The following is a 23,159-nucleotide window of genomic DNA, read 5'->3' on the forward strand; positions in this document are numbered from 1 at the left end:
CGGGGTGAGCGACCCTACGGGAAATCGTCCCTTTACCCCGCTGCCGGCGTTTGCAGAACGAACCCATTTGCCCCGCGGCGACGAGACCGAACGTATGGATCGGGACGCGACGGAGACGGGCGGTCGAACGCGGACGCGCCGTCGGTTCCTGCGAGCGGGAACCGTCGCCGCGACCGCCGCCCTCGCCGGCTGCATCGAGGAGATGGGAACGGAGTTTCCGACGAACGAGAAATGGCCGATATCGGAGTACGTTCCCTCGCTGCCCGTCGCGGAACGGAGCGCGATCCTCGAGGAGCGGATTCCGGAACTCGCAGGTGCCGACATCACCGATCCCGAGGGGCTCGGATCGGCCCTCGAGGAGTACGACGTGGCCGTCGAGTCGATCGAGCGCGAGCGCGACGTACTGACCCTCGAGTACGTCAATACGGACCGCCACGACGAGGGCAACGTCCACGACGTGGCGCTGCTCGCCGGCGGCTACGCCGCGCTGATCGAGACGGGGTACGACGCCGTCGCGTTAGGGGCGACGATCCTCGACGATGCGCCGGCGTCGTACGGATCGGCGACCGTCGAGACGACCTATGCCGAGGAGTACAACGCGGGCGAACTGACCGCCGCCGAGTACGGCGAGTTGGTGGTCTCGACGATCGAGTCACAGCGGTACGAGCCGGGGGTTGACGTCTCCCCCGACGAGTAGAGTCCCGTCTACTGGTCCGGCGGCACGTCGACGTCGGGCTCGCTACCCGCCGCGGGCGACTCCTCGCCCGACTCGAGCGCGCTCGAGAGGACGCCCGCGAGTCCGTCGGGCCCGTGGCGGTGGATCGTCCACAGCATGTTCGCGACGAACAGGCCGACGCCGACGGTCGCAAGGGCGCTGCTGGCCGCGACGGCGGCCCCCGGGAGGTCGACCAGCGGCGCAGCCGCGAGGCCGGCGAACCCGACGAGCGTGGCCCAGAAGTCGGCCCGCTCGAGGCGGTCGTCGTAGAGATCGTCGATCATCGGGACCTGTTCGAAGCCCAGCCGGTCGCTGTAGCGCTCGATCCAGATGATGAAGGGGACGATGTGATACAGCGACCCGATGACGACGAAGCCGAAGACGCCGAACAACAGGAGGTTCCGCCCGTCGGGATGGCCGAAGAGCGCGTCGTAGGCGAGCGGGTCGGCCCACCACGTCGGCGCGGCCAGCGCGATCCAGGCGAACAGCGCCACGACGACGACCCAGTAGCGGGCGAGCATCGGCGACTGCTCGACGGTCGCGCCGACCAGTAACCGGCTGATAACGACCGTGAACGCCGCCAACCCGATGAGTAGCCCGACCGCGCCGGCACGGGCCAGCGGTTCGACGGTGAGCCCGCGGCCGAGCGCGAGCGCGACCAGCCCCGCGGGGAACGTGACCTGCTCGAGTCGGAGCAGCCACTGATCGAGCCGGTCGGGGTCGGCCTGCGTGAACATCTTCCCGAGTTGGTAGAGCGCGCCGACGACGGTCGAAAGCAGGGCACCGAACAGCGCGAGCGTCGCGTGCGCGAGATGCACTTCGAACCGAGCGACGCCGACCGAGTCGAACACGGGTCGCGTGAACCCGACTGCCAGCAGGATTCCGAAGGGCGCAACGAGGGCGAACGCGGCGAGTGCGAACGCGAAGTGTCGCTCAGTGAAATCGAACGGGCGCGCGCGGGCGAGCGTCCGGCCGACGTTGTAGACGAACGTCCAGATCCCCGCCAGCATCAGGGCGGCGGGGACCGGCAACGCGGCGTAGGTACCCGCGAGCAGCGCCGTCGCGAAGCCGGCCACGCCGACGACGAGCAGCCACAGCTGTGCGACCGCGAGCCGCCGCGAGTGGATCGTCACGCCGGACCAGACGGGGACGAACTGGGTCATCGCGCCCATGATCGTCACCGCGACCCAGCCCACCAGCAGCGTGTGCAGGTGGGCGAGACCCGACAGTCCGGGAAGCGACGCGACGGCCATGACGAACCCGCCGCCGACCCCGACGACCAGAAACCCCAGCGCGAGGACGAAGTGTCGCAGCGGGATCGCCATCGGGGGCTGTTGATCGGTCCGTAACCCGCCCGGTATCCCGTTCATGTCCCGGGGTTCGGCCCGGATCGCCGTCCCCTTCTTCCCGAACACGTTCGGAGGGTACTGTTTGCCCGCTCGGACCGTACGCATACCCATGCAAACGGACCAAGCGACCACCGGTGAGACGCGACCGGCCACGACAGCCGACCGAGACATCGAGACGACGACCGTGACCGTCCGCTGTACCGGTCACGTCCGGACCGCCGTCGGGACTCACGAACTCGAGTTCACCTTCGAGGGCGACCGCCTGCGGGACTTCCTCGAGGACTTCTTTGCCGAGTACGACCTCGAGGACATGCTCATCGCCGAAACCGAGGCGGACGCGACCCACAGCGGCTGGGCCCCGGTGCCCGACGATCTGCCCGGGACCTGGCGCAAGAACCCCGAGGGCGACCAGACCAGGCCCTACGCTCGCGTCTGTGTCAACGGCCGCTTCAACGAACACCTCGGCGGATTCGAGACGGAACTCGACGAGGACGACCGCGTCGCCCTGATCTACCCGTTCATGTTCTGCTGTTGAGACGGGTGTGGGGCCGCGACCCTCGACGGGGACCGGGACCATGGGCGAAGACGTTCGGCTCAGTCCTTACCCCCGTCGACGGCCGAGTGACGACTATGACCGAAGACGTCTCCGGCGTCGAACCCGTGACCCGCGGCGAACACGACGCGTCCTGGTCGGCGAACCTCGAGGGGCCCGAACACGCGATGGACCGGGACCTCATCGTCGAACAGGCGAAAGACGCGATCGTGGCGACGACCGCCGGCTACCACGTCAACCTCGTCACCCACGGCGACCACGGCCACCCCGAGACCTACCTCTGGGACGAACTCGAGGCGGCCTTCGACGGCCTCCGGCTCGAGTACGTCGATCAGTGTGGCTGTGGCGGCCACGTCACTCGCGCGCACGTCCTCGAGGAGTAGATCGACCGACGGCGACGGCCTTGCAAACGTCAGCCCGGCGGCTATTCGCTCCCGTTTCGTAGCGTCGCCGATGCGTTCTCGCACGACCTCGATCGACGACCCGGTCACCTGTCGGCACTGCGGTACGGAAAACGAACACCTGTACACCTACTGTCGCCGCTGTACTGGCCACCTGCCGGCGCGGCCCGACGCCCGACGCCGAGCCGGCGGTCCGGACTGAACGCCCGCTCGATCGTTCGCTTCGTCCGATTCCCCGTCAGTCGGCTCCAGCCCCGGCCGCGCCGCCGACGGCCGACCCCGTACCCGCGACCTCTTCGTCGGTGAGGTAACACTGCGGGTCCGGCGCGAACAGATCGCCCGTCGTCGCCAGCGCCCGCAGCCGCGACGCACCGCGACAGATCGACTTGTACTGACAGTCCGCGCACTTGCCGTTCAGCCGCTCCTCGCGGTTCCGTAGGGCCTTGAGCAACGGATTGGACTCGTCCTCCCAGATCTCGCCGAAGGGCCGGTCGCGGACGTTCCCGAGGCTGTAGCCCTGCCAGAACTGGGTGAGGTGGACGTTGCCCTGGTAGTCGACGTCGGCGATCCGCTCGCCAGTCGGATCGCCGCCGTTTCGCTCGAGGTAGTCGTAGACCGCCTGCGCCTTCGCCTCGCCGAACTCCTCACGGGCGTACTCGACGAGGTAGGCCGCGTCGGCGTAGTTGCCCACGAGCAGGGTCTCGATCTCCTCGCCGCGGTCGTGGTACTCGAGCGTGAGGTCGGCGACCTGCTTGACCGCCTCGCGTTTCTCCGCGGGGGAGAGGTCGGCGTCGACGATTTCGGCCCCGCGACCGCCGTAGTCCAGATGGTAGAAACAGAACCGGTCGAGACCTTTCTCGGCCAGCAGGTCGACGACGCCCTCGAGATCGGGCGCGTTGGCCTCGGTGATCGTATAGCGCAGGCCGGTCTTGAGTCCGACCTCGAGGCAGTTCTCGATGCCGCGGACGGCGGCGTCGAACGCCCCTTCTTCGCCGCGGAACCGGTCGTTGCGCTCGGGGAGTCCGTCGACGGAGATCCCGGCGTACTGGAGCCCGGCGTCTTTCAGGGCCATGGCCTTCTCGCGGGTCAGCAACGTTCCGTTCGAGGATAGTACCGGGCGAACGCCCCGGTCGGCGGCGTAGCCGACGAGTTCGATCAGGTCCTCGCGAACCAGCGGCTCGCCGCCGGAGAACAACAGGACGGGCGCGCCGAAGTCGGCGAGCTGGTCGATGAACGTCTTCGCCTCGGCCGTGGAGAACTCGCCGGTCGCGGCCTGGTTCTCCGCGCCGGCATAGCAGTGCGAACAGTAGAGGTTACACCGGCGGGTGGTGTTCCAGACGACGACCGGTCGGTGCTGTTTCTCGTCGGTGATCTGGGGCTTTTTCGACTCGTCGGCCGCGTCGTAGCGCAGCCCGTCGCCCTCGGCGTCGAGATCACAGAGCAGTTTGCTGATCGAGATCACAGGCTGTTCACCTCCGACGCGCCGGCCGTCTCCTTGTAGACGCGGGGTTCGTCGCTCCCGTCGTCATCGTCGTCGGCCTCCTCGTCCGGCCGCTCCTCGGCGTCGGCGGCCAATCCGCGCGTCGAGAACCGTTCGACCGACTCCGCCGGACAGACCCACAGATCGACGGCGTACCAGCCGAACAACCGACCGGCGTGTTCGTGGGCTTCCGTCGCGCTGGCCGCGGCGACGCTGCCGACGTGGCGCATCGGATCGCCCGCCTCGTTGCGGACGAAGACCTCCCACTGTGGCGTCGGGTTCCCGCGTTCGTCGCTGTCGACCGGGGCGCGGCGTGCTTTCTCGACCATGTCGATGTCTTCGGGACGAAAACGAAGGCCGTTGCGCGACCTCCCAACACGCGGGAATTCCCCTCGGCCGGCCCGAACATCTTCCGGTCTTCCCGACCCGCGGGAACAGGAGCGGCGTTTTCGGTTCGACGGTCCCGAGACTCCGCCATGCGCCCCGGCAATCTCGACACGTCCGAACGGCCGTTCGTCCTCATCTGGGAACTTACCCAGGCCTGTGGCCTCGCCTGTGACCACTGTCGGGCCGACGCCAAGCCCCAGCGCCACCCCGACGAACTCTCGACCGCCGAGGGGAAAGCGCTGCTCGAGGATGCGGCCGAGTTCGGCGACGGCCAGTTGGTCGTCCTTTCGGGCGGCGACCCGCTCGTCCGCGACGACGTTCCGGAGCTGATCGCCCACGGCGACGATCTCGGCTTGCGGATGACGATCACCCCCAGCGGGACCGGCTCGCTGACCGCCGACCGGATCGAGGAGATGGCCGACGCGGGGCTCAAACGGATGGCCGTCAGCCTCGACGGGGCCTCGCCGGAGACCCACGACGCCTTCCGCGGCGAGGACGGCAGCTTCGAGGAGACGATCAGGGCCGTCGAGGACGCCCGCGAGGCTGGGCTGCCGGTCCAGGTCAACACCACCGTCTGCCAGCAGACGGTCGCGGAACTCCCCGCGATCCGGGACCTGCTGACCGAGATCGGGGCCGTCATGTGGAGCGTCTTCTTCCTCGTCCCCGTCGGTCGTGGACGGGTCCTCGAGCCGATCGCACCCGATCGGGCCGACGCGGTCATGGAGTGGCTCCACGAGGTCAGCGACACCGAACCGTTCGGCGTCAAGACGACCGAAGCGCCGCAGTACCGGCGGGTCGCGATGCAGCGGCGAGCCGACGAAGACGAGGGCGGCCAGAGCGGCGGCCGACCCGGCCCGGGCGACGGGATCGAACGACGGACGGGGATCGTCGCGGGCGACGGCTTCGCCTTCGTCAGCCACACCGGCGAGGTGTTCCCCTCGGGATTCCTGCCGGAGTCGGCCGGCAACGTCCGCGACCGACCGGTCACGGAGCTGTATCGCGATTCAGAGCTGTTCCGCTCGCTCCGGGACCGGGACAACCTCTCGGGCAAGTGCGGGGCCTGTCCCTACCGCCACGTCTGTGGCGGCAGTCGCTCGCGCGCGTTCGCCCACACCGGCGACCCGCTCGCCAGCGACCCGCTCTGTCCGTTCGTTCCCGAGGGCTACGACGGCCCGCTCCCCTGGGACGACACCGAGGGCGACGCTCGAGGCGTCTCAACCGGCGACTGATCGACACTCGTTCTCCGCGACGCGTGCTGTCCCCAACTCGAGGACCGCTACCGGCGACTACAGAGAACGGGGGTCGAGAGAAGCAAGTCGGAGACGGTCGCGGCCGCGGTATAGCCGCCACGAAACTGGCGACAATGGCTGACCGAACGACCACTGTGACGCGTCGATCGTTCGACGCAGCGCGACCGTCGTCCGTGACGATGGCTCGGTGCTGCCGCACATCGACATACCGGTCGCGTTACCGATCGTATTCGCGGGCACGCGGCGTCGAGTATGGATGGTGGGTGGCGGTCACCGGGGTCGCTCTCCGCTCCCGGTCGACCGCCCGCAGGGTCTCGCCGACGTCGCGTGCGATCGATCGTTGGGCAGGGACCCCCTTCGCCGTTCGGGCGAAGACGTTCGTCCGCGGGCGAGCGCTACTCGAGGACGACTAACGTGTCGCCCATGTCGACGCTCTCGCCTTCCTCGACGGCGATCTGGGTGACGGTTCCGCCGCGAGAGGCGACGATGTCGTTTTCCATCTTCATGGCTTCGAGGACGACCAGCACGTCGCCGGCCGCGACCTCGTCGCCCTCCTCGACCTCGACGTCGAGGATCGTCCCCTGCATCTCGGCGTCGACGGTCTCGCCGTCGCCCTCGAGTTCGGCACCGCCGTCGTCGCCGCCGGAACCGCCCGCCGGCTCCGGTCGGCTGGCACCGCCGCCGGCCTCGACGTTGCCCGTCGGGATGGCTGGCGCACCGTGTTCCTCGAGTTCGACCTCGAAGCGCTTGCCGTTGACCTCGACGGTGAACTCGCGCTCGGTGGACTCCTCGTCGTCTTCACTGCCGCCGGAGCCGGTGTCGCCGCCCCACTGCTCCTGGGCCTCCTCGATACGGCTCTCGTCGAGTTCCTCGTCCAGATACTTCGTCGTGTGCGTACTCGCGACGAACTCCTCGTCGGTGAGCATCAGCCGGTGGAACGGGATGATCGTCGGGATCCCCTCGATCTCGTACTCGCGCAGGGCCCGCAGCGAGCGCTCGATACACTCGTCGCGATCCTCGCCCCAGACGACGAGCTTGGCGATCATCGAGTCGTAGTCGGTGACGAGTTCGTCGCCCTGTCGCAGGGCGTCGTCGAGTCGAACGCCGATCCCGCCCGGCGGGTCGTAGGTCTCGAGGGTCCCACCGGTCGCGGGCGCGAAGTCGTTGGCCGCGTTCTCGGCGTTGATACGGAACTCCATCGCGTGACCGTCGATATCGACATCGTCCTGCTCGAAGTCGATTTCCTCGCCGGCGGCGACCTCGATCTGGCGCTTGACGATGTCGAGGCCGGTGATCTGCTCGGTGACCGTGTGTTCGACCTGAATGCGGGTGTTGACCTCGAGGAAGAAGAAGTTCGCGTCGGGGCCGAGCAGTTCGCCCGCCTCGCGGTCCTCCTCTTCGACGAGGAACTCGACGGTGCCGGCGTTGGTGTAGTCCGCGGCGGCGACGCCGCGACGGGCGGCCTCGCCGATCTTCTCGCGGAGTTCGTCCGAGAGCGCGGCCGATGGTCCCTCCTCGATGACCTTCTGATGACGTCGCTGGAGCGAACAATCACGCTCGCCCAGATGGCGGACGTTGCCGTGTTCGTCCGCGAGGATCTGGACCTCGATGTGACGGGGCTGTTCGAGGTACCGCTCGAGGTAGACCGAGTCGTTGTCGAAGTAGGCCTCGCCCTCGCGCTGGGCGCTCTCGAGTTGGTCTTCGACCTCGCTTTCGTCCCAGACGACCTTCATTCCGCGACCGCCGCCGCCACCTTCGGCCTTGATGGCGATCGGGTAGCCGTGTTTCTCGCCGAACTCCTTGACCTCCGCGGGCTCGGTGACGGGGTCGGTCGTCCCGGGGACGATCGGCACGTCGGCCTCGTTCATGATCGTCCGGGCCTTGGTCTTCTCGCCAAGCGACTCCATCGCATCGCTGGACGGGCCGATCCAGGTGATCCCCTCGGCGTCCTCGACCTTGCCCGCGAACTCGGCGTTCTCCGCGAGGAAACCGTAGCCGGGGTGGATGGCATCGGCGTCGGCCTTCCGTGCGGCCTCGATGACCCCCTCGTGATCGAGATAGGAGTCGGCAGCCCGCGCCGGCCCCACGTTGTACGCTTCGTCCGCGTAGCGGACGTGTCCCGAGTCCTTGTCCGCCTCGGAGTACACGGCGACGGTCCCGATATTCAACTCCTCACACGCCCGCATGACGCGGACGGCGATCTCCCCGCGGTTCGCCACGAGAACCTTCCTGAACATTCCTGTGAGAACCGTCGGCAGGACCCTACCTTACTTTTTCGCAACGGGTTCGACAACGCGTCAGTTTTTGCCAGTTGACGACCCCGATCGCCGCCGATTCGAGTCGGACTCGGCGACCGCGATCCCTCACCGACCGGACCCATGCTAGTTATGGGCAATCGTTATCCGATCACGGACCCTGAATCAGGCATGTCCGAGTTCGTACCCGGTCCGCTACAGACCCAGTCGGTACTCGAGGACCCCCTCTTGCTCATCGGTGCCGTGGGGCTGTTGCTCGTGGTGATCACGGTCTGGCAGATGGTCGAGATCGTCGACGCCTACGACCGGGCCGCACTGACCGTCTTCGGCGAGTATCGCAAACTGCTCGAGCCGGGGCTGAACATCGTGCCACCGTTCGTCTCCCGGATCTACACGTTCGACATGCGGACCCAGACGTTGGACGTGCCCCAGCAGGAGGCCATCACGCGGGACAACTCCCCCGTCACGGCCGACGCCGTCGTCTACATCCGGGTGATGAACGCCAAACGTGCCTTCCTCGAGGTCGACGACTACCAGCGCGCCGTCTCGAACCTCGCCCAGACGACGCTGCGGGCCGTGATCGGCGACATGGAACTCGACGACACCCTCTCCCGACGGGAGATGATCAACGAGCGGATCCGGACCGAACTCGACGAACCCACCGACGAGTGGGGTATTCGAGTGGAGTCGGTTGAGGTCCGCGAGGTCACGCCCTCCGCGGGCGTCAAGGGCGCGATGGAGGAACAGACCTCCGCCGAGCGCCGCCGCCGTGCCATGATCCTCGAGGCCCAAGGTGAACGCCGCAGCGCCGTCGAGAAAGCCGAAGGGGACAAGCAGTCGAACATCATCCGCGCACAGGGTGAAAAGCAGAGCCAGATCCTCGAGTCACAGGGCGACGCGATCTCGACCGTCCTGCGAGCGCGTTCGGCCGAGTCGATGGGCGAGCGCGCGGTCATCGACAAGGGGATGGAGACGCTGGCCGAGATCGGGCAAGGTGAATCGACGACCTTCGTCATGCCTCAGGAACTCACCTCGCTGGTCGGTCGCTACGGCAAGCACCTCTCGGGCAGCGACGTGAAGAAAAACGGCTCGGAACTCGACAGTCTCGAGTTCGACGACGAGACGCGCGAACTGATCGGGCTGGACGACATCGCGGACATCATCGGCGAGATCGACGAACAGGCCGAGATGGACGTCGAAGCGATGGAACAGCAGGCCCAGGCGATCAAGGAAGGGCAGGACGTAGGCATGGATCCGGACGAGCCGATCACCATGTCCGAGACTGACGACGAACCGGAACCCGAACTGGGCTCGGACTCGGAATAGCGCCGTCCGGTTCCGTCGGTGTAAGATCGCTCTTTCTGGCCGACTAACCGATCGAAAACGGGTCGTCGGACGCTTAGAACTGCTCGGTCCGTCCCGCTGCCGACCACGCGTCGGTCGGCGCGCCGCGGGGCACGCGGACGGTCCGGTGTTGCTGTGCGCGGACCCGGCCGGCGAAGGCCCACCGCTTGTCGTCCCACGTCTCCTCACCGTCGGCGGCGGCCGCGGCGGCCGCGAGCGCGTGGTCGTGGAGGTGGGCACCGATCGCGGCCGCGATGGCCGCGGCCTCCTCGTCGTCGGCGTCGTCGGGCAACTCGATCGAAACGTCGCCGGGCAGGGCCGCCTCGAGGCCCATCGACGCATCGTCGTCCCCCGCGCCGCCCGCGTCGGCGGCCCGGTCGTCGGCCGACGGCTGTTGCTGGGAGGTCATGTTACAGCGGGATGTTGCCGTGTTTCTTGTCCGGGTTCGACTCGCGTTTCGTCTCGAGCATCTCGAGGTCCCGGATCAGCCGCGGTCGGGTTTCGGTCGGGACGATGACGTCGTCGAGGAAGCCCTTGTCCGTCGCGGTGTAGGGGTTGGCGAACTCCTCGCGGTACTCCTCGATGAGTTCGTCCCGCAGTTCGTCGGGGTTGTCCGCTTCCTCGAGTTCCTCGCGGTAGAGGATGTTGACCGCGCCCTGGGGACCCATGACGGCGATCTCGGCGGTCGGCCAGGCGTAGTTGACGTCCGCGCCGAGGTTCTTCGAGGCCATGACGCAGTAGGCACCGCCGTAGGCCTTCCGGGTGATGACGGTCAGCAGGGGAACGGTCGCCTCGGCGTAGGCATAGAGCAGTTTCGCGCCGTGGCGGATGATCCCGCGGTGTTCCTGGTCGGTCCCGGGCATGTAGCCGGGGACGTCGACGAAGGTGACGATGGGAATGTTGAAGGAGTCACAGAAGCGGACGAACCGCGAGGCCTTCATCGAGGCGTCGACGGTCAGCGTGCCGGCGTTGACCCGTGGCTGGTTGGCGACGAGGCCGACGGAACGGCCGTCGAGACGGCCGAAGCCGACGACGATGTTCTGGGCGAAGTTGTCCGCGACTTCGAAGAACGAGCCTTCGTCGACGACCGAATCGATGACGTCGGTCATGTCGTAGGGTTTCTGCGGGCTCGGCGGGACGATGTCTTTGAGTTGCTCGTCGCGCCGGTCGGGGTCGTCCCACGGCTCGACGCGGGGCGGGTCCTCGACGTTGTTCTGCGGGAGATAGGAGAGGAGTCGCTTGATGTCGTCCAGGGCCTGCTCTTCGCTCTCGCAGGCGAACTGGGCGACGCCGGTCTTGTTGGCGTGGGTCATCGCGCCGCCGAGTTCCTCGTGGGAGACTTCCTCGCCGGTGACGGTCTTGGTGACACCGGGGCCGGTGATGTACATGTGGCTGGTGTCCTTGACCATGAAGATGAAGTCGGTGATCGCCGGGGAGTAGACGGCCCCGCCGGCACACGGCCCCATCGTCGCGGAGATCTGCGGGACGACGCCGCTGGCTTCCTGATTCCGGCGGAAGATTTCGGTATAGCCGGCGAGGCTCTTGACGCCTTCCTGAATGCGGGCGCCGGCGGAGTCGTTGAGCCCGATGACGGGCGCACCGACCTCCATCGCCATGTCCATGACCTTACAGACCTTCTCGGCGAAGACCTCGCCGAGCGATCCCCCGAAGACGGTGAAGTCGTGGGCAAAGACGAAGGTGGTCCGCCCGTTGACCTCGCCGTAGCCGGTGACGACGCCGTCGCCCGGGACCTTCTTCTCCTCCATCCCGAACTGGCTCGTCTGGTGGGTCCGGAGCTGGTCGAACTCCGTGAACGTGCCGTCGTCGAGGAAGTAGTCGATCCGCTCGCGGGCGGTCATCTTCCCCTTGTCGTGTTGCTTCTCGATCCGCGCTTCGCCGCCGCCTTTGCGTGCCTCTTCGCGAAGTTCCTCGAGTTCGTCGATGCGGTCTTCCATCGTCATAGGGAAACCCTCCCGTGGCGACTCATTGGCCGTGGCAACGGCCACCGGAATAAAAAACGTTCTGTAACTCGTATTATTTCCCATGAGGGTTCGGGTGTTGTCGTATCACACGGGGCGGCAGCCGACCGGCCGCGGTTTCGTTCGGACGCGACGGTACAGTTACGCCGGCTCGACGGCCACTAGGCGTGAAACACATTCACAATGTGATGGACTATTACGCCCCACACGCTTCGATTCATAAACAAATACGGGACGAATACCGACAAATGTCACTGATGGTGGAGAATACTGAAGATAGTCACCGAATGTAAGGTTTTAAGGGATGGTGAGAAAGGGTTAAACCATGGCAGAGCGCGAATCATGGGCCACACGAACAGGCTTCATCCTCGCTGCGGTGGGGAGTGCAGTGGGATTAGGAAACATCTGGCGGTTCCCGTATCAGGTCGGTGAACAGGGTGGTGCGGCGTTCCTGTTCATCTATCTCCTGTTGATCGTGATGGTCGGGTTCCCGGTCATCCTCGTCGAGTTCGTCGTCGGCCGAAACACGGAGCGAAATCCCGTCGGGGCACTGAAACGGATCGGAACCGGGGCATGGACGAAGATCGGTTGGGTCTTCGTCACGGCCGGGTTCGTCATTCTGTCCTATTACAGCGTCGTCGCCGGCTGGACGGTTCGGTACGTCTTACTCGGACTTCAGGGCCAGTACACCGCTGACAGTGCACCCGAACAGTTCGGTGCAGTCGCAACCGGACTCGACGCCGTCGTCCTCCATGCGATCTTCATGGTGGCGGTCATCGCGATCGTCGCACTCGGCATCGAGCGCGGGATCGAACTCTCGGTGAAGGTGATGGTTCCAGCCATTATCCTCATTTCGATCGGCCTCGCGGCCTACGCGTTCACGCTCGAGGGAGCCGCCGACGCGTACGCCTACTACCTCTCGCCGGAACTCAGTACGATCACGTCGGAGTGGACGACGATTCTCCCGGCGGCCGCTGCACAGGCGTTCTTCACGCTGTCGCTGGGGATGGGCGTGATGATCACGTACGCGTCCTATCTCGGTGAGGACCGGAACCTTGCGTCGGATGCCGGTATCATTGCCTCGCTCGACACGTTCATTGCCTTTACCGCCGGACTGATCGCGTTCCCGGTCCTGTTCGCCGCGGGGATCGATCCGGGTGCGTCCGGTCCGTCGCTGATCTTCGTCAGCCTCGCGGCGGCGTTCGCCGAACTGCCGTTCGGTGGCATCCTCGGTGCGATATTCTTCGCGACCGTCGCCATCGCCGCGCTCTCGAGCGCGATCAGTATCATGGAAGTCGTCGTCGCCTATATGATCGACGAACAAGGGTTCGACCGGATTCCCGCCACAGTCGCGCTGGGCGTCGCGATCTTCCTCGTCGGGACGCCGGCCGCGCTCGATCTCATCTTCGTTGACCTCTACGACGGCTTCGCGAACAGCATCCTGCTCATGCTCGGTGGCCTCCTACTTTCGATCTTCGTCGGCTGGGTCGTCCCCGAACTGGCGCTCGAGGAGATCGGGAAGGGGATCAAAGACACCGGGTCGCTCGGCCTCGCGTGGCTCTGGTTCGTCCGGGTTCCCGTCGTCGTCGCACTGATCGCACTGGTCGCGCTGAACGCGTGGGACTACTACGGCTTCCTGACCGGTGACTTCGCCGACTGGTTGAGCGGGAACTTCTGATCGACGCGGACACCGCTTTGAGCCGCCGTTTTTTCGACACGGCTCGAGATCGATCGGGCTCGTAGCGCGGACAGTGTTTTCTCGTTACGGCCGCCAGGGCGCGTACCGCACTGTCGTGTTGTCGCTCCCGGAGACCGCCGATCGCAGTCGGCGATGTCGTCTCGAACAGCGACTCGAAGACCGGCGCCGAAAACGATGGGTGCGGCCGAGATCAGGCCTCGCCGTACACTGGCACCGCAGCGCCGCTCGTCACCGCCGCGGCGTCGCTACAGAGAAACGCCATCACGTCGGCGATCTCGAGCGGATCGACCCATGCGTCGTGATCGGCGTCGGGCATCATGTCGCGGTTCATGGGGGTGTCGATGACGCTCGGCATGACGCAGTTGGCTCGCACCGTCCCGCGGTTCTCCTCGGCCAATGTCTCCGTCAGTAGCCGGATGCCGGCCTTCGTGATCCGGTAGGGGCCGTCGCCCTCGCCGCCCTCGAGTGAGGAGCGGGCGCTGATCCCGACGATCGCTCCTTCGGTTTCCTGCAGGTGGGGCAGGGCGTGTTTCGCGGCGAGGAAGGCCGTCTTCAGGTTGACGTTCAGGAGGAGGTCGAACTCCTCGAGGTCGGTCTCCTCGATGTGGTCGCCACCGCGCCACGTCCCGGCGACGTTCAGCAGGTGGTCGATCCGGCCGTGGTCGTCGACGATCGTGTCCATCAGTCCGGCGACCTCGTCCTCGTCGGTCAGGTCCGCCTCGTAGAAGGCGAGGGCGGACTCGTCGGTGGGATCACGCTCGAGCAGGCTGTCCTCGTCGTCGGGTGCGATCACGTCGACCGCACAGACGGTCGCGCCGGCCTCGCGGAAGCGATCGACGGCGGCGCTGCCGAGCGCGCCGCTCGCGCCGGTGATCACTGCGACAGTCCCCTCGAAGTCGACCTCGAAGTCGGTATCGAGTGACATACGGGTGGGTGTGTGTCCCTGTCGCATCAAAGGCGGGGCTGCACGCGGCGTCGACTCATACGGGCCGTGTAACGACGGACCGGGACAACCACAGGACGGACGCGGTTGCACCGAGCATGACGGACACCAGTCCATTTCACGCCGCGCGTGCTACTGTCGCTAGCAGCCGATACGAAGCCGATCGAGAATTCGCGGCCGTCCATACCAGCGACGGCCGCAGTGATGCGACCGATCGTCACGTCGTTCCGTCAACAGTATTAGCCGTCGCCCACCGGCAGGGCCGCGCGTCTGAACCAGAACTCCGCGACCGCTTCGACCAGTTCGGTGTACCCTTCGGCGTCCGTCGGCTTCTCGAGGGAGGCGTTCGCGCCAAGGCGGTAGCTCTCGCGGACCGCCTCCGAATCCCCCGGTCGGGCCAGCACGAGGACGGGACGCCGTCCCAGTACCGCCTCGTCGGCGAGTGCCTCGAGCAACTCGAGGCCGTCGGTTCGCGACAGGTCCCGGTCCAGCAAGACGAGATCGGGGCCGGCCGACGAGTCGGTCGCCGCGTCGGTGAGGATCCGAAGCGCCTCGGTCCCGTTGGACACGACCTGAACCGACGTTTTGACGGCGATGTCGTCGAACTCGGCTTCGATACGGCTGCTCGTCTCGTCGTCGTCCGCGACGAGGAGGACATCGACCGCGTCGTTACATCGACCTCTCATGCGTGGATCAGAACTGATCGGGCAGTCGGTGTCCCGCCCGGTGCAACAGTCGTCTCCATCTAGTCAGGCGGTTCTTTTAACAATACTTGCTAAGTGCTTTGGATCGGTCCCGATGACTCTCCGCGGATCCGACGGCTGCGACCCGCCGACCGACTGAAGCCGCTGGGCGACGATCGACCGCTATGCGCTGTATCGCCCACCGGGGGTTCGCCGCGGTCGCGCCCGAGAACACGATCGGCGCGGTCCGCGCTGCGGCAGACCGCGCCGACGCCGTCGAGTTCGACGTGCGCCGCTGTGGGACCGGCGAACTCGTCGTCGTTCACGACGAGACGATCGACCGAGTCACCGACGGGACCGGCACCGTCGCGGCGCTGTCGCTTGCGGCCCTCGCCGACCGGTCCGTCCGCGGGACCGGCGAGGGGATCCCGACGCTCGCTGCCATGCTCGCGGCCGTCCCGCCGACAGTCGAAGTCCACATCGAACTGAAAGAGCGCGGCCTCGCCGCCGACGTTCTCGCGATCCTCGACCGAACCGACCTCCCCAACCGAGTCGTCGTCACCTCCTTTCTGCCCGGCGAACTGCGGACGATCCGCGAGCGTGATTCGAGCCAACCGATCGGCCTGCTGGCCAGCCACCGCCTCGAGACGCCGGTGACGACCGCGGTGGAACTCGACTGTGCCGTCCTCGGTGCGAACCGCGTTCGGTGTCTGGCGACCGGGATCGTCCCGCGGGCGACGGCAGTCGATCTCGAGGTCCACGCCTGGACGGTCGAGCGGGCAGCGACGGCGCGGCTGCTCGAGCGGCGGGGCGTCGACTACGTCTCGGCCGATCGGCCGCTCGACGTGTAGCGGGCGAGTGACGACCGCCGACCGGCCGCTCGCCGAGACGACGCGATCGGCTACGCCTCGGTCGTCGTCACCGAGACGGTCCGCGTTCGCGGCCCGTCACATTCGACGAGCAACACCGACTGCCAGGTCCCCAGCGTCGGCTCGCCGTCCGCGACCGGGACCGTCACGTCGGGGCCCAGTAGCGCGGCCCGCAGATGCGAGTCCGCATTGCCGTCCAGTTCGTCGTGTGCGTGTCCCGAATCGGGCACGAGGTCCCGTAGGAACGACTCGAGGTCGCCCCGGAGCCGTGGCTCGTTTTCCTGGACGACGAGCGCGGCCGTCGTGTGTTCGACGAAGGCCGTACAGGTACCCGACTCGCAGTCGTCCGGAACCGCCGCGGCGATCGACTCGGTCACGTCGACGGTCGTCAGTCGCTCGTCCGTCTCGACGGTGAACGTCATGGGCTGGCCTACGGCGGCGAGAAAGGGCTCGGTTTCGGTTCCGTCGCGGCCTACGACAACCGACCCGCAGCCCACGACGCGCGGTCGCGGACGTTCGGTGCCGGGTCCCGACTCGCGAGGTCGGCGAGTCGCGGTTCGGCAGCTTCGACGCCGCCGTGTCCGAGCGCGACGCAGGCGTTCGCCCGAACGTGTGCGTGGTCGTCGGCGAGCAACGAGAGCAACTGGCGGCGGACCGGGTCCACCGCGGTTTCGGTGCCGGCGGCGATGCGGGCGATCGTCACCGCGGCTGCGGCCCGGGTGTCGGGATCGTCACAGGAAAGCGCGGTCCCCAACTCCGCAGTGACCGATTCGACCGCCGCTGGGTCGTGGTGGGCCACGTCGCCGAGACAGCCGATCGCCTCGTGTCGGACAGCCGGGTTCTCGTGATCGACGAGCGCCGCGGCGTGGGAAACGAACGCGAGCGAGCCGAGATCCCCCTCCGACCGCGCCAGTCGCCCGAGCGCGCGCAGTGCGGGCCGCCCGTTCTCTGCCGGAGCAGCCGACAGCGCCGCTTTCAACACGGATACCGCCGGCTCGAGTGCCATCGGATCGACCCGAGAAACGTGCGCCAGCGCGTCGAGGCCGTCCGTATCGTAGTCCGACCGCTGCTCGAGGACGTCGGCGATCGCCACGGTATGATCGACGACGACGTCGGGTCGCTCGGCAGCGACGGCCGCGAGACACCGGAGCAACTCGCCGGTCATCGGCCGATCGGGGTCGTCGCGGGCGACGGCGACGATCGACCCCGTCGACGGTGCGACGTCGGTCGGTGCCTCGGCCGCCAGATCGGCGAGGCAGGCGGCGACCGTCTCCCGGAAGTCGATCTCGGGCCGCTCGAGCAGCGACCGGAGTTTCGGTACCGTCGGGGCACAGCCGGCCGCCCCGTCCCGCTCATCGATCGCGGTCCGGATCCGGTTTACCGCCGCTCGTTGTTCGCTCGGCTCCCCGTCGAGTCGCGTCAGGACTGCTGGCAGGTCGATCCCGGTGGCTCCCCGGCCCCGGGGCTCGACGGCCTCGCCCCCATCCCCATCCATCGTGTCTCGCCAATCGAACAAAACCAGCAAAAGCCTTCTGGCCAACGCGATCGGCCGTTCACCCGCCCTCGAGAGCCGGTGCCGGATCGAACGCGGCCGTTCGGCGGCGTCCGACGGCGGACCGGCTCAGGCCAGCCACTCGTCGGGCTTCGTGTCGTAGTCCACGTCGTCGGCCGCGAGGTGTTCGACCTCTTCCCAGGGGACGTCCTCGGTCGTCATCGTCTGGCCGTCGTATCGGATCAGTTTGCCCTGCTCTTCGGCGTCGGGCTCGCGGTTGCGCCGCTTTGCGACCTCGATGTCGTGTTCGTCGACCTCCTTGACGATCGTCAGCAGGTTCACCGGCCGGCCCCACAGCTCGAAGATCCGCTTCAGCGTCTCCTTGGCCTGCCCGAGATCGAGCATGACGCCGTTGTACTGGTGACCGAGCAACAGTTCGTTGGCGTTGTTGTAGTTGCCGTCGTAGACGGCGATGGTCGGCTTCCCGAAGTTGGTAAACTGCAAGAGCAGTTTCTTCTTGACGTCCGCGGCGGCGTCGCTGGCGACGTGGAACTGCCCCGTCGCCTGCGAGTGTTCGTAGGTGAAGTAGTTGTTCTCCGTGATGAACTCCTGGGTCAGGAACTCGTCGAGGAAGGTTACGTCGTTATGGCTCTCCCGGACGTCGAACAGCCGGTCCCAACCGGCCGTGTAGTCGATATCCGCGAGCGCCTCGTCGACCGAGTCATAGCGCGCGTCGTCGAAGAGGTAGCGGCCGATCCGCTCGAGGTCGTTCTGGCTGACTCGCTTGAGGAAGCCCCGATGCTGGCGCTTGACCAGCGAGTAGTGCCGGCGGGCCAGCCCCTCGTAGGTCAGGACCTTCCAGGGGTACTTCTCGACGTCTATCTCGCCCTCGTGGGCCCGCTCGAGCGCCTCGTGATCGACCCACTCGTCGGGCAGTGTCGCGACGTCGTCGAGCGTGTCGGGCGAAATCGTCTCGAGCGCCGCGGGCGGCTCGAGCGTCTCGAGGACGTCGTCGAAGTCGACGACGTCGGTGAGGTTGCGCCAGGAGACGCCCTCGACGCGCAGCAGAGCCTCGAGGACTTCCTGCCGGTTGGTGGTGTTCTCGACGTACTCCCAGAGTTCCATCCCGAGGCTGTAGGGGTTGAGCCCGCCCGAGGCCAGGACTTTCGCCATGTGGTCGGCGTAGTTGAGGAACTCGTCGTCGCCGGCGAAGGCCTCGTCGGTCATCATCGTCGATTCCCAGTAAGCGGCCCACCCCTCGTTCATCACCTTCGTCATCTTCTGGGCGGCGAAGTAGTAGGCCTCCGCGCGCATCATATCGAGGATGTCGCGTTGCCACTCTTCCATCTCGACGCCGCGGCCGGCCTCCGCGTCGTACTGCTTGCCGTGTTCGCGGACGAACGCCAGCAGGTCCTTCTGTGGCTCCTCCGGGAAGCTCCCGGTGATCTCCTCGCCCTCGAGTTTCTCGACCCACTCCGCGTCGAAGACCTCGCCTTTGATCTCGTCGGAGAGATCGAGTTCGTCCAACTTCTCGGCGAGATCCTCGTCGATCTCGCCCGCGGGACCGTCGACATCGAGCCGACGGGTGAAGACCTGATGCTGGTCGATGTTGTCCTCGAGGCTCAGACAGTGGTCGATCCACTTCTCGACCTCGGCGCGGTCGATGTCGGGATCGGACATGTACTCGTCGATGGCTCTGGCGTGGCGCTCGAGCATGGCGGCGGCGTTGACCTGATCCTCGTCGGCCTGGCCGCCGGTGAACATGCCGAACCAGTCGTTGTTCGCGAAGAAGTCCGAGTGGGCCTCGACGTGGGTGATCACCGCCTTCTGGTCGGCCACCGTGTTCGACTCCTGCAGGAAGGCGTGGGCCGGGTTATCGTTGTTGACGATCTCGAAGGCCTTCCCGCCGCCGTACTGGCCCTGTTTCTGTTGCTTGTCGTACTGCATGCCCCACCGCCAGTGGGGATACCGAGACTGGAACCCGCCGTAGGCGATGAGTTCGTTCATCTCGTCGTAGTCGATGATCCAGTACTTCACGGGGTAGGGCTCGAGGCCGAGTTTCTCGGCCAGATTGCGGGCCTCTTCGACCGGCTCTTCGAGCTCGCCCGCGATCGCCTGTTTGCGGAAGCGGTCCGCGTTGGAGTTGCGTTTACTCATCTGATTCGCCCTCCGTCGAGAGGATGTCGTAGATCGCGTCGGTCACGTCCGACTGGTCGTTGACGTAGGCCACCGCCACGTCGTCGGCGTCGGTCCCGAAGTGGCGCTCGAGTTCCTCGGCGTGGGTGGCGTTGATCGCGTTGCCCGACGGCTGGGTCTCCACGTAAGCGTGGAGGTTCGCCGGGATCTCCTCCATCAGCGGGATGACCCGTTCCTCGGTGTCGTTCGAGGAGTTCTCGGAGTCCCCCGCCGCGAAGACGTAGCGGTTCCAGTCGCTCCAGGGGTATTCCTCTAAGAGCTGCTGGGCCAGTTCGTACGCGCTCGAGATCTTGGTCCCACCGCCGCTGCGGATGCCGAAGAACTCGTCGCGCTCGACCGCCCAGGCGTCGGCGTCGTGGGCGATGTAGACGAACTCGGCGTTGTCGTACTTGCCCTGCAGGTACCAGTCCAGCGGGGTGAAGGTCCGCTCGACGAGTTCGCGTTTCTTCTCGCGCATCGAGCCGGAGACGTCCCGGATGTTGACGACCACGACGTTCTTCTCCTTTTCCTCGATGATCTCGGGATGGCGGTAGCGCTCGTCCTCGCGGCGGAAGGGGACGTGTTGGATCCCCTCGCGGCGGATCTTCTGTTGGACGCTCTCGCGCTCGACGTTTTCCTCGACCGCCTCGATGGAGTCCCATGTACCGCGCTCCTCGTCCGGAATGTCCTTGTAGGCCTCTTCGATCCAGGCCATCGACACCGGGAGGTTCTCGCCGCGGGCCCACTCGAAGACCTCGCGGGGCGAAATCCCCTCGACCTTGCAGAGTTCCCGCAGGAACTCCTCGTCGAAGTCCATCGCGAGCTTGCGCTTGAGTCCCTCCTTGAACATCCGCTCGAAGTCGAGCGTGCTGTTGGGACCGGTCCGGGTGAGGTCGGTAAACGGTCCCTCCTTCTCCTCGACGACTTTCTTCCCCTTGGGATCGAGGTCGAGCCCGAGTTCCTCGTCGAGTTCCTCGGCGAACTCCTCGGGGTCCATCTCGTAGTACTCGTGGTCGCCGCCCTCCTCGCCGGGCTCGCCGTCCTCGCCGTCGTCGTCGCCCGGCTGGGGCTGTGGCTGGCCGACCGGCTGACCGGCGTCGGGGGTCCCGTCCTCACCCTGGCCGACCCCGCCCTGATCGCGCTGATCGTACTCGAACTCCGGCAGCGAGACGATCTTGACCGGGATGTTGATCTCGCCGGGGCCGCTCCCCGCGAGGTCGCCGTACTGGATGAAGTCGGCCAGGTCTTCGCGCCGTTCCTCGCCGACTTCGCGGAACCGCTCGAGGTCGTCTCTCAGTCCCATCTGTAACTCACCTGTCCCATGACGTGTCTACTGGTTAGCTCGGCCGACGCCGCCGAGTAGCCGAAGAGGTCGACCATGGTCTCGATCGTGTCTTCCTTGACCGCCGCGGTCTGGGTGTCGCTCGGCGGATCGCTCCACTGTCGTGGATCGAAGTCCTCGAAGGTCCGCTCGACGTCGTCCCAGTCGTGGCTCTCGAGGACGGTTTTGATCACCGGGATCGCGGTGAGATCGACGTCCTCGACCGAGAAGTCCTCGTCGCGGTGTTCCCACGCGTGGCGGTTCAACGACGTGATGACCTTCTCGCGGCGGAAGTTCCGGACGCTCTCGCGGGGCTGATTCCCGTCGTACTCGCTCTCGGAGAACCGGCCGAGGTGTTCGATCTCGAATAGCTTCATCTTCAGCGGATCGGGCTCGACCCGCTCGCCGCGGTCGTTGTACAGCGGTTCCTCGGTCTCCCACGCGTAGACGTGTTCGACGTACTCGGCGACGGTCTCCTCGTCGACGCGCTTGTCGTACATGATTGCCTCGATGACGTCGCTCTCCTGCTGGTCGTAGACGTAGTTTTTCACGGGGACGACGCGGTTCTCGAACTCGGAGCGCTCGCCCGTCGAGAACACCGGCGCGTCGACCAACCCCTCGACCATCGCGTTGAGGACGTCGCGGGGCATGACGACGTCCTCGACCGGGAGGTCGGCGTGGTGGCGGTCGCGGTCGGTCTGGAGCAGTTCCGCGAGCGTGTCCCGCGTGTACGTCACCGGAATACCGTGGTCGCCGTCGTTGCCGTCGTCGTCGAAGTCGAACTCCTCTTTCTCGCGGCGGCTGTCGCCCTCCTGCAGGTAGCCCTGATCGTAAATCAGTGCCTTGTCGACGAGATCGAGCCCGTTCGGGAGGGTTTCCTCGTCCAGTCGCGTGACGACGGCATACAGCGCGGCCGCCTCGATCGCGTGGGGCGCGAACTCCTGGACCCGCGTCTCGCCGTCGCGGTCCTTGATCGTCACCCGCACCGGCGCGCGGATCCGGTCGGCGAGTTCGTCGTAGCTCCCAGCTTCCCAGACCGCCGTCTCGTTCGTCAGTTCCCGCCGGATCAGCTCCGTCTCGAGGCTGAGGTTCGTCAGGTAGCCAAAGCGGTGTTTGTCCAGGCGCCGTTTCAGCGCCTTCAGCGGGTCCATTCCGTTTCGATCGGAGTGCTGGTTGAGCTGGGCCTCGAGATCGGGGTTGGAGATGATCAGCATCTGGCTGTCGACGTCCATCCCGATCCCCTTGTCCAGTTTCACGGACTGTTCGTCGGGGACGTTCAGCAGCTTCTGGAGGAGGTCGGCATGCTGGGCCGCGTCCTCGACGATGGTGAGGACGCCGTTGCCCTGCGACAGGACGCCGTCGTAGCTAAAGGCCTGCGGGTTCTTCCGGCCCCGCGAGTCCAGTTCCTGAAGCATCCCGTGCATCCACGAGCCGACGAGCCGTTCCTTGGGCCGGCCGTCGTCTTCGGAGTGGAGGACGCCGACGCCCTGTCCGACGTCGACGACGTAGTTTTTCACGCGCAGGTGATCCTCGTCGGTGATCGCCGAGAACAGGTCGTCCTCGCCCCGTCGGCGATAGCGTTCCTCGAGGAAGTCGTAGGCCTCCCGCGAGAAGGGGTCCAGCGCCGCGTCGACCTGAATCGGGACGTGATCGTCGAGTTCGTCGTTCAACTCGGCGAGCAGGTCCTCGCGGACGGCGTCGGGGAACACCGACAGGGGATGGGCCTGGACCGGGCTCTCGTACCAGTTCTGTTCGTCGGCGGCGCTCGTGCCGCCGTCGTCGCCGTAGCTCAGCCCGCGCTCGCCGCCCTCGGCGGTCGAGATGTTCCACTCGACGGTGTACCGGCGGCCCTCGGGCGTCTTCGAGTACTCGCGCAGCCCGTTGACCAGACACCGCTTGAGTTCGGACTTGCCCGTCGCCGTCGGGCCCTCGAACCAGATGATCTTCTCGTCTTTCGCCCGGCCCGCGGCGATCGACCGCAGGTCGTCGACGAACCCGTTCAGGACCTCGGTGTTGCCCAAGATGGCGTGTTCGCCGTCGTTGTACGGGTCGTCGAAGAAGCGGTAGCGCTCCTTCTCCTCGCCCTCCTCGACGACCGTGCGGGTGCCGGCGGCCTCGATCGCCTCGAGGAGGTACTTCGAGGCGTGGGAGGCGATCTGTGGGTTCTCGAAGAGCCGATCGACGTACGCCGCGAGGCTCATCGGCTCCTCGTAGGTCTCCTCGAGGGCGCGGTCGGCCTCGGTGACGTAGTCGTGTCCGGTCAT

The 23,159-nt window shown here is 66.5% G+C and carries 21 protein-coding genes; 8 read left to right on the forward strand and 13 right to left on the reverse strand.

Features of this window, described 5'->3' with window-relative positions:
- The first annotated feature begins 94 nt into the window (after window positions 1–94).
- Window positions 95–697: a hypothetical protein gene (locus ACERIM_RS00620; protein WP_373630714.1), complete on the forward strand. Its 603-nt coding sequence runs from the start codon at window positions 95–97 to the stop codon at window positions 695–697.
- An 8-nt stretch (window positions 698–705) separates the two neighbouring features.
- Here the strand turns inward: ACERIM_RS00620 and ACERIM_RS00625 are convergent, their stop codons facing one another.
- Window positions 706–2,085 carry a hypothetical protein gene (locus tag ACERIM_RS00625; RefSeq protein WP_373631382.1) on the reverse strand — a complete coding sequence of 460 codons (1,380 nt, stop codon included), beginning with the start codon at window positions 2,083–2,085 and terminating at the stop codon, window positions 706–708.
- Between the two features lie 88 nt (window positions 2,086–2,173).
- Here ACERIM_RS00625 and ACERIM_RS00630 point away from each other — a divergent pair, with 88 nt between their 5' ends.
- The 3 genes from ACERIM_RS00630 to ACERIM_RS00640 all read left to right on the forward strand — a co-directional run bounded on the left by ACERIM_RS00630 (window position 2,174) and on the right by ACERIM_RS00640 (window position 3,220).
- Window positions 2,174–2,599: a MoaD/ThiS family protein gene (locus tag ACERIM_RS00630; protein WP_373630715.1), complete on the forward strand. Its 426-nt coding sequence runs from the start codon at window positions 2,174–2,176 to the stop codon at window positions 2,597–2,599.
- A 95-nt stretch (window positions 2,600–2,694) separates the two neighbouring features.
- On the forward strand, window positions 2,695–3,000 hold the full coding sequence (locus ACERIM_RS00635) for a CGCGG family rSAM-modified RiPP protein (RefSeq protein ID WP_006181727.1): 306 nt from the start codon (window positions 2,695–2,697) through the stop codon (window positions 2,998–3,000).
- 70 nt (window positions 3,001–3,070) lie between these two features.
- On the forward strand, window positions 3,071–3,220 hold the full coding sequence (locus ACERIM_RS00640; protein ID WP_158413746.1) for a hypothetical protein: 150 nt from the start codon (window positions 3,071–3,073) through the stop codon (window positions 3,218–3,220).
- Between the two features lie 36 nt (window positions 3,221–3,256).
- Here ACERIM_RS00640 and ACERIM_RS00645 read toward each other — a convergent pair whose 3' ends face one another.
- A complete protein-coding gene (locus tag ACERIM_RS00645) occupies window positions 3,257–4,480 on the reverse strand; it encodes a TIGR04347 family pseudo-SAM/SPASM protein (protein ID WP_006648904.1) in 1,224 nt (407 codons plus the stop codon).
- Window positions 4,477–4,827, reverse strand: a complete 351-nt coding sequence (locus ACERIM_RS00650) for an Htur_1727 family rSAM-partnered candidate RiPP (protein WP_006648905.1) — start codon at window positions 4,825–4,827, stop codon at window positions 4,477–4,479. Before ACERIM_RS00650 ends, ACERIM_RS00645 begins: the two co-directional genes overlap by 4 nt.
- A gap of 147 nt (window positions 4,828–4,974) precedes the next feature.
- Here ACERIM_RS00650 and ACERIM_RS00655 point away from each other — a divergent pair, with 147 nt between their 5' ends.
- The gene (locus ACERIM_RS00655) at window positions 4,975–6,114 is read left to right on the forward strand and encodes a TIGR04053 family radical SAM/SPASM domain-containing protein (RefSeq protein ID WP_373630718.1); all 1,140 of its coding nucleotides are present in this window, start codon (window positions 4,975–4,977) and stop codon (window positions 6,112–6,114) included.
- Window positions 6,115–6,530: 416 nt separating this feature from the next.
- Here ACERIM_RS00655 and ACERIM_RS00660 read toward each other — a convergent pair whose 3' ends face one another.
- Window positions 6,531–8,372, reverse strand: a complete 1,842-nt coding sequence (locus ACERIM_RS00660) for an acetyl-CoA carboxylase biotin carboxylase subunit (RefSeq protein WP_373630720.1) — start codon at window positions 8,370–8,372, stop codon at window positions 6,531–6,533.
- Window positions 8,373–8,561: 189 nt separating this feature from the next.
- On the opposite strand from ACERIM_RS00660, the gene ACERIM_RS00665 reads away from it, so the two are divergent.
- Window positions 8,562–9,716, forward strand: coding sequence for an SPFH domain-containing protein (locus tag ACERIM_RS00665; protein ID WP_006181732.1), 1,155 nt, complete (start codon window positions 8,562–8,564; stop codon window positions 9,714–9,716).
- Window positions 9,717–9,789: 73 nt separating this feature from the next.
- Here ACERIM_RS00665 and ACERIM_RS00670 read toward each other — a convergent pair whose 3' ends face one another.
- Entirely contained in the window at window positions 9,790–10,143 is a 354-nt protein-coding gene (locus ACERIM_RS00670) for a hypothetical protein (protein ID WP_006648908.1), read from the reverse strand.
- A gap of 1 nt (window position 10,144) precedes the next feature.
- Complete coding sequence (locus ACERIM_RS00675) at window positions 10,145–11,689, reverse strand: acyl-CoA carboxylase subunit beta (protein WP_373631384.1); 1,545 nt, start codon at window positions 11,687–11,689, stop codon at window positions 10,145–10,147.
- A gap of 349 nt (window positions 11,690–12,038) precedes the next feature.
- Here ACERIM_RS00675 and ACERIM_RS00680 point away from each other — a divergent pair, with 349 nt between their 5' ends.
- Window positions 12,039–13,391 carry a sodium-dependent transporter gene (locus ACERIM_RS00680; protein WP_049905567.1) on the forward strand — a complete coding sequence of 451 codons (1,353 nt, stop codon included), beginning with the start codon at window positions 12,039–12,041 and terminating at the stop codon, window positions 13,389–13,391.
- Window positions 13,392–13,602: 211 nt separating this feature from the next.
- Here ACERIM_RS00680 and ACERIM_RS00685 read toward each other — a convergent pair whose 3' ends face one another.
- On the reverse strand, window positions 13,603–14,337 hold the full coding sequence (locus ACERIM_RS00685) for an SDR family oxidoreductase (RefSeq protein WP_373630722.1): 735 nt from the start codon (window positions 14,335–14,337) through the stop codon (window positions 13,603–13,605).
- A 257-nt stretch (window positions 14,338–14,594) separates the two neighbouring features.
- Window positions 14,595–15,041 carry a response regulator gene (locus tag ACERIM_RS00690; RefSeq protein WP_006648912.1) on the reverse strand — a complete coding sequence of 149 codons (447 nt, stop codon included), beginning with the start codon at window positions 15,039–15,041 and terminating at the stop codon, window positions 14,595–14,597.
- Between the two features lie 182 nt (window positions 15,042–15,223).
- On the opposite strand from ACERIM_RS00690, the gene ACERIM_RS00695 reads away from it, so the two are divergent.
- Window positions 15,224–15,889, forward strand: coding sequence for a glycerophosphodiester phosphodiesterase (locus ACERIM_RS00695; RefSeq protein ID WP_049964411.1), 666 nt, complete (start codon window positions 15,224–15,226; stop codon window positions 15,887–15,889).
- 50 nt (window positions 15,890–15,939) lie between these two features.
- Here the strand turns inward: ACERIM_RS00695 and ACERIM_RS00700 are convergent, their stop codons facing one another.
- The 5 genes from ACERIM_RS00700 to ACERIM_RS00720 form a co-directional block, all read right to left on the reverse strand.
- On the reverse strand, window positions 15,940–16,329 hold the full coding sequence (locus ACERIM_RS00700) for a secondary thiamine-phosphate synthase enzyme YjbQ (protein WP_373630724.1): 390 nt from the start codon (window positions 16,327–16,329) through the stop codon (window positions 15,940–15,942).
- Between the two features lie 50 nt (window positions 16,330–16,379).
- On the reverse strand, window positions 16,380–17,402 hold the full coding sequence (locus tag ACERIM_RS00705) for a HEAT repeat domain-containing protein (protein ID WP_006648915.1): 1,023 nt from the start codon (window positions 17,400–17,402) through the stop codon (window positions 16,380–16,382).
- Between the two features lie 126 nt (window positions 17,403–17,528).
- The gene (locus ACERIM_RS00710) at window positions 17,529–19,556 is read right to left on the reverse strand and encodes a SpoVR family protein (RefSeq protein WP_373630725.1); all 2,028 of its coding nucleotides are present in this window, start codon (window positions 19,554–19,556) and stop codon (window positions 17,529–17,531) included.
- Entirely contained in the window at window positions 19,549–20,877 is a 1,329-nt protein-coding gene (locus ACERIM_RS00715; protein WP_006648917.1) for a YeaH/YhbH family protein, read from the reverse strand. Before ACERIM_RS00715 ends, ACERIM_RS00710 begins: the two co-directional genes overlap by 8 nt.
- Window positions 20,868–23,159 carry a PrkA family serine protein kinase gene (locus tag ACERIM_RS00720; protein ID WP_373630727.1) on the reverse strand — a complete coding sequence of 764 codons (2,292 nt, stop codon included), beginning with the start codon at window positions 23,157–23,159 and terminating at the stop codon, window positions 20,868–20,870. The genes ACERIM_RS00715 and ACERIM_RS00720 overlap by 10 nt, the downstream gene beginning before the upstream one ends.

This window comes from Natrinema sp. H-ect1 (genome assembly GCF_041821105.1).
Lineage (GTDB): Archaea > Halobacteriota > Halobacteria > Halobacteriales > Natrialbaceae > Natrinema > Natrinema thermotolerans.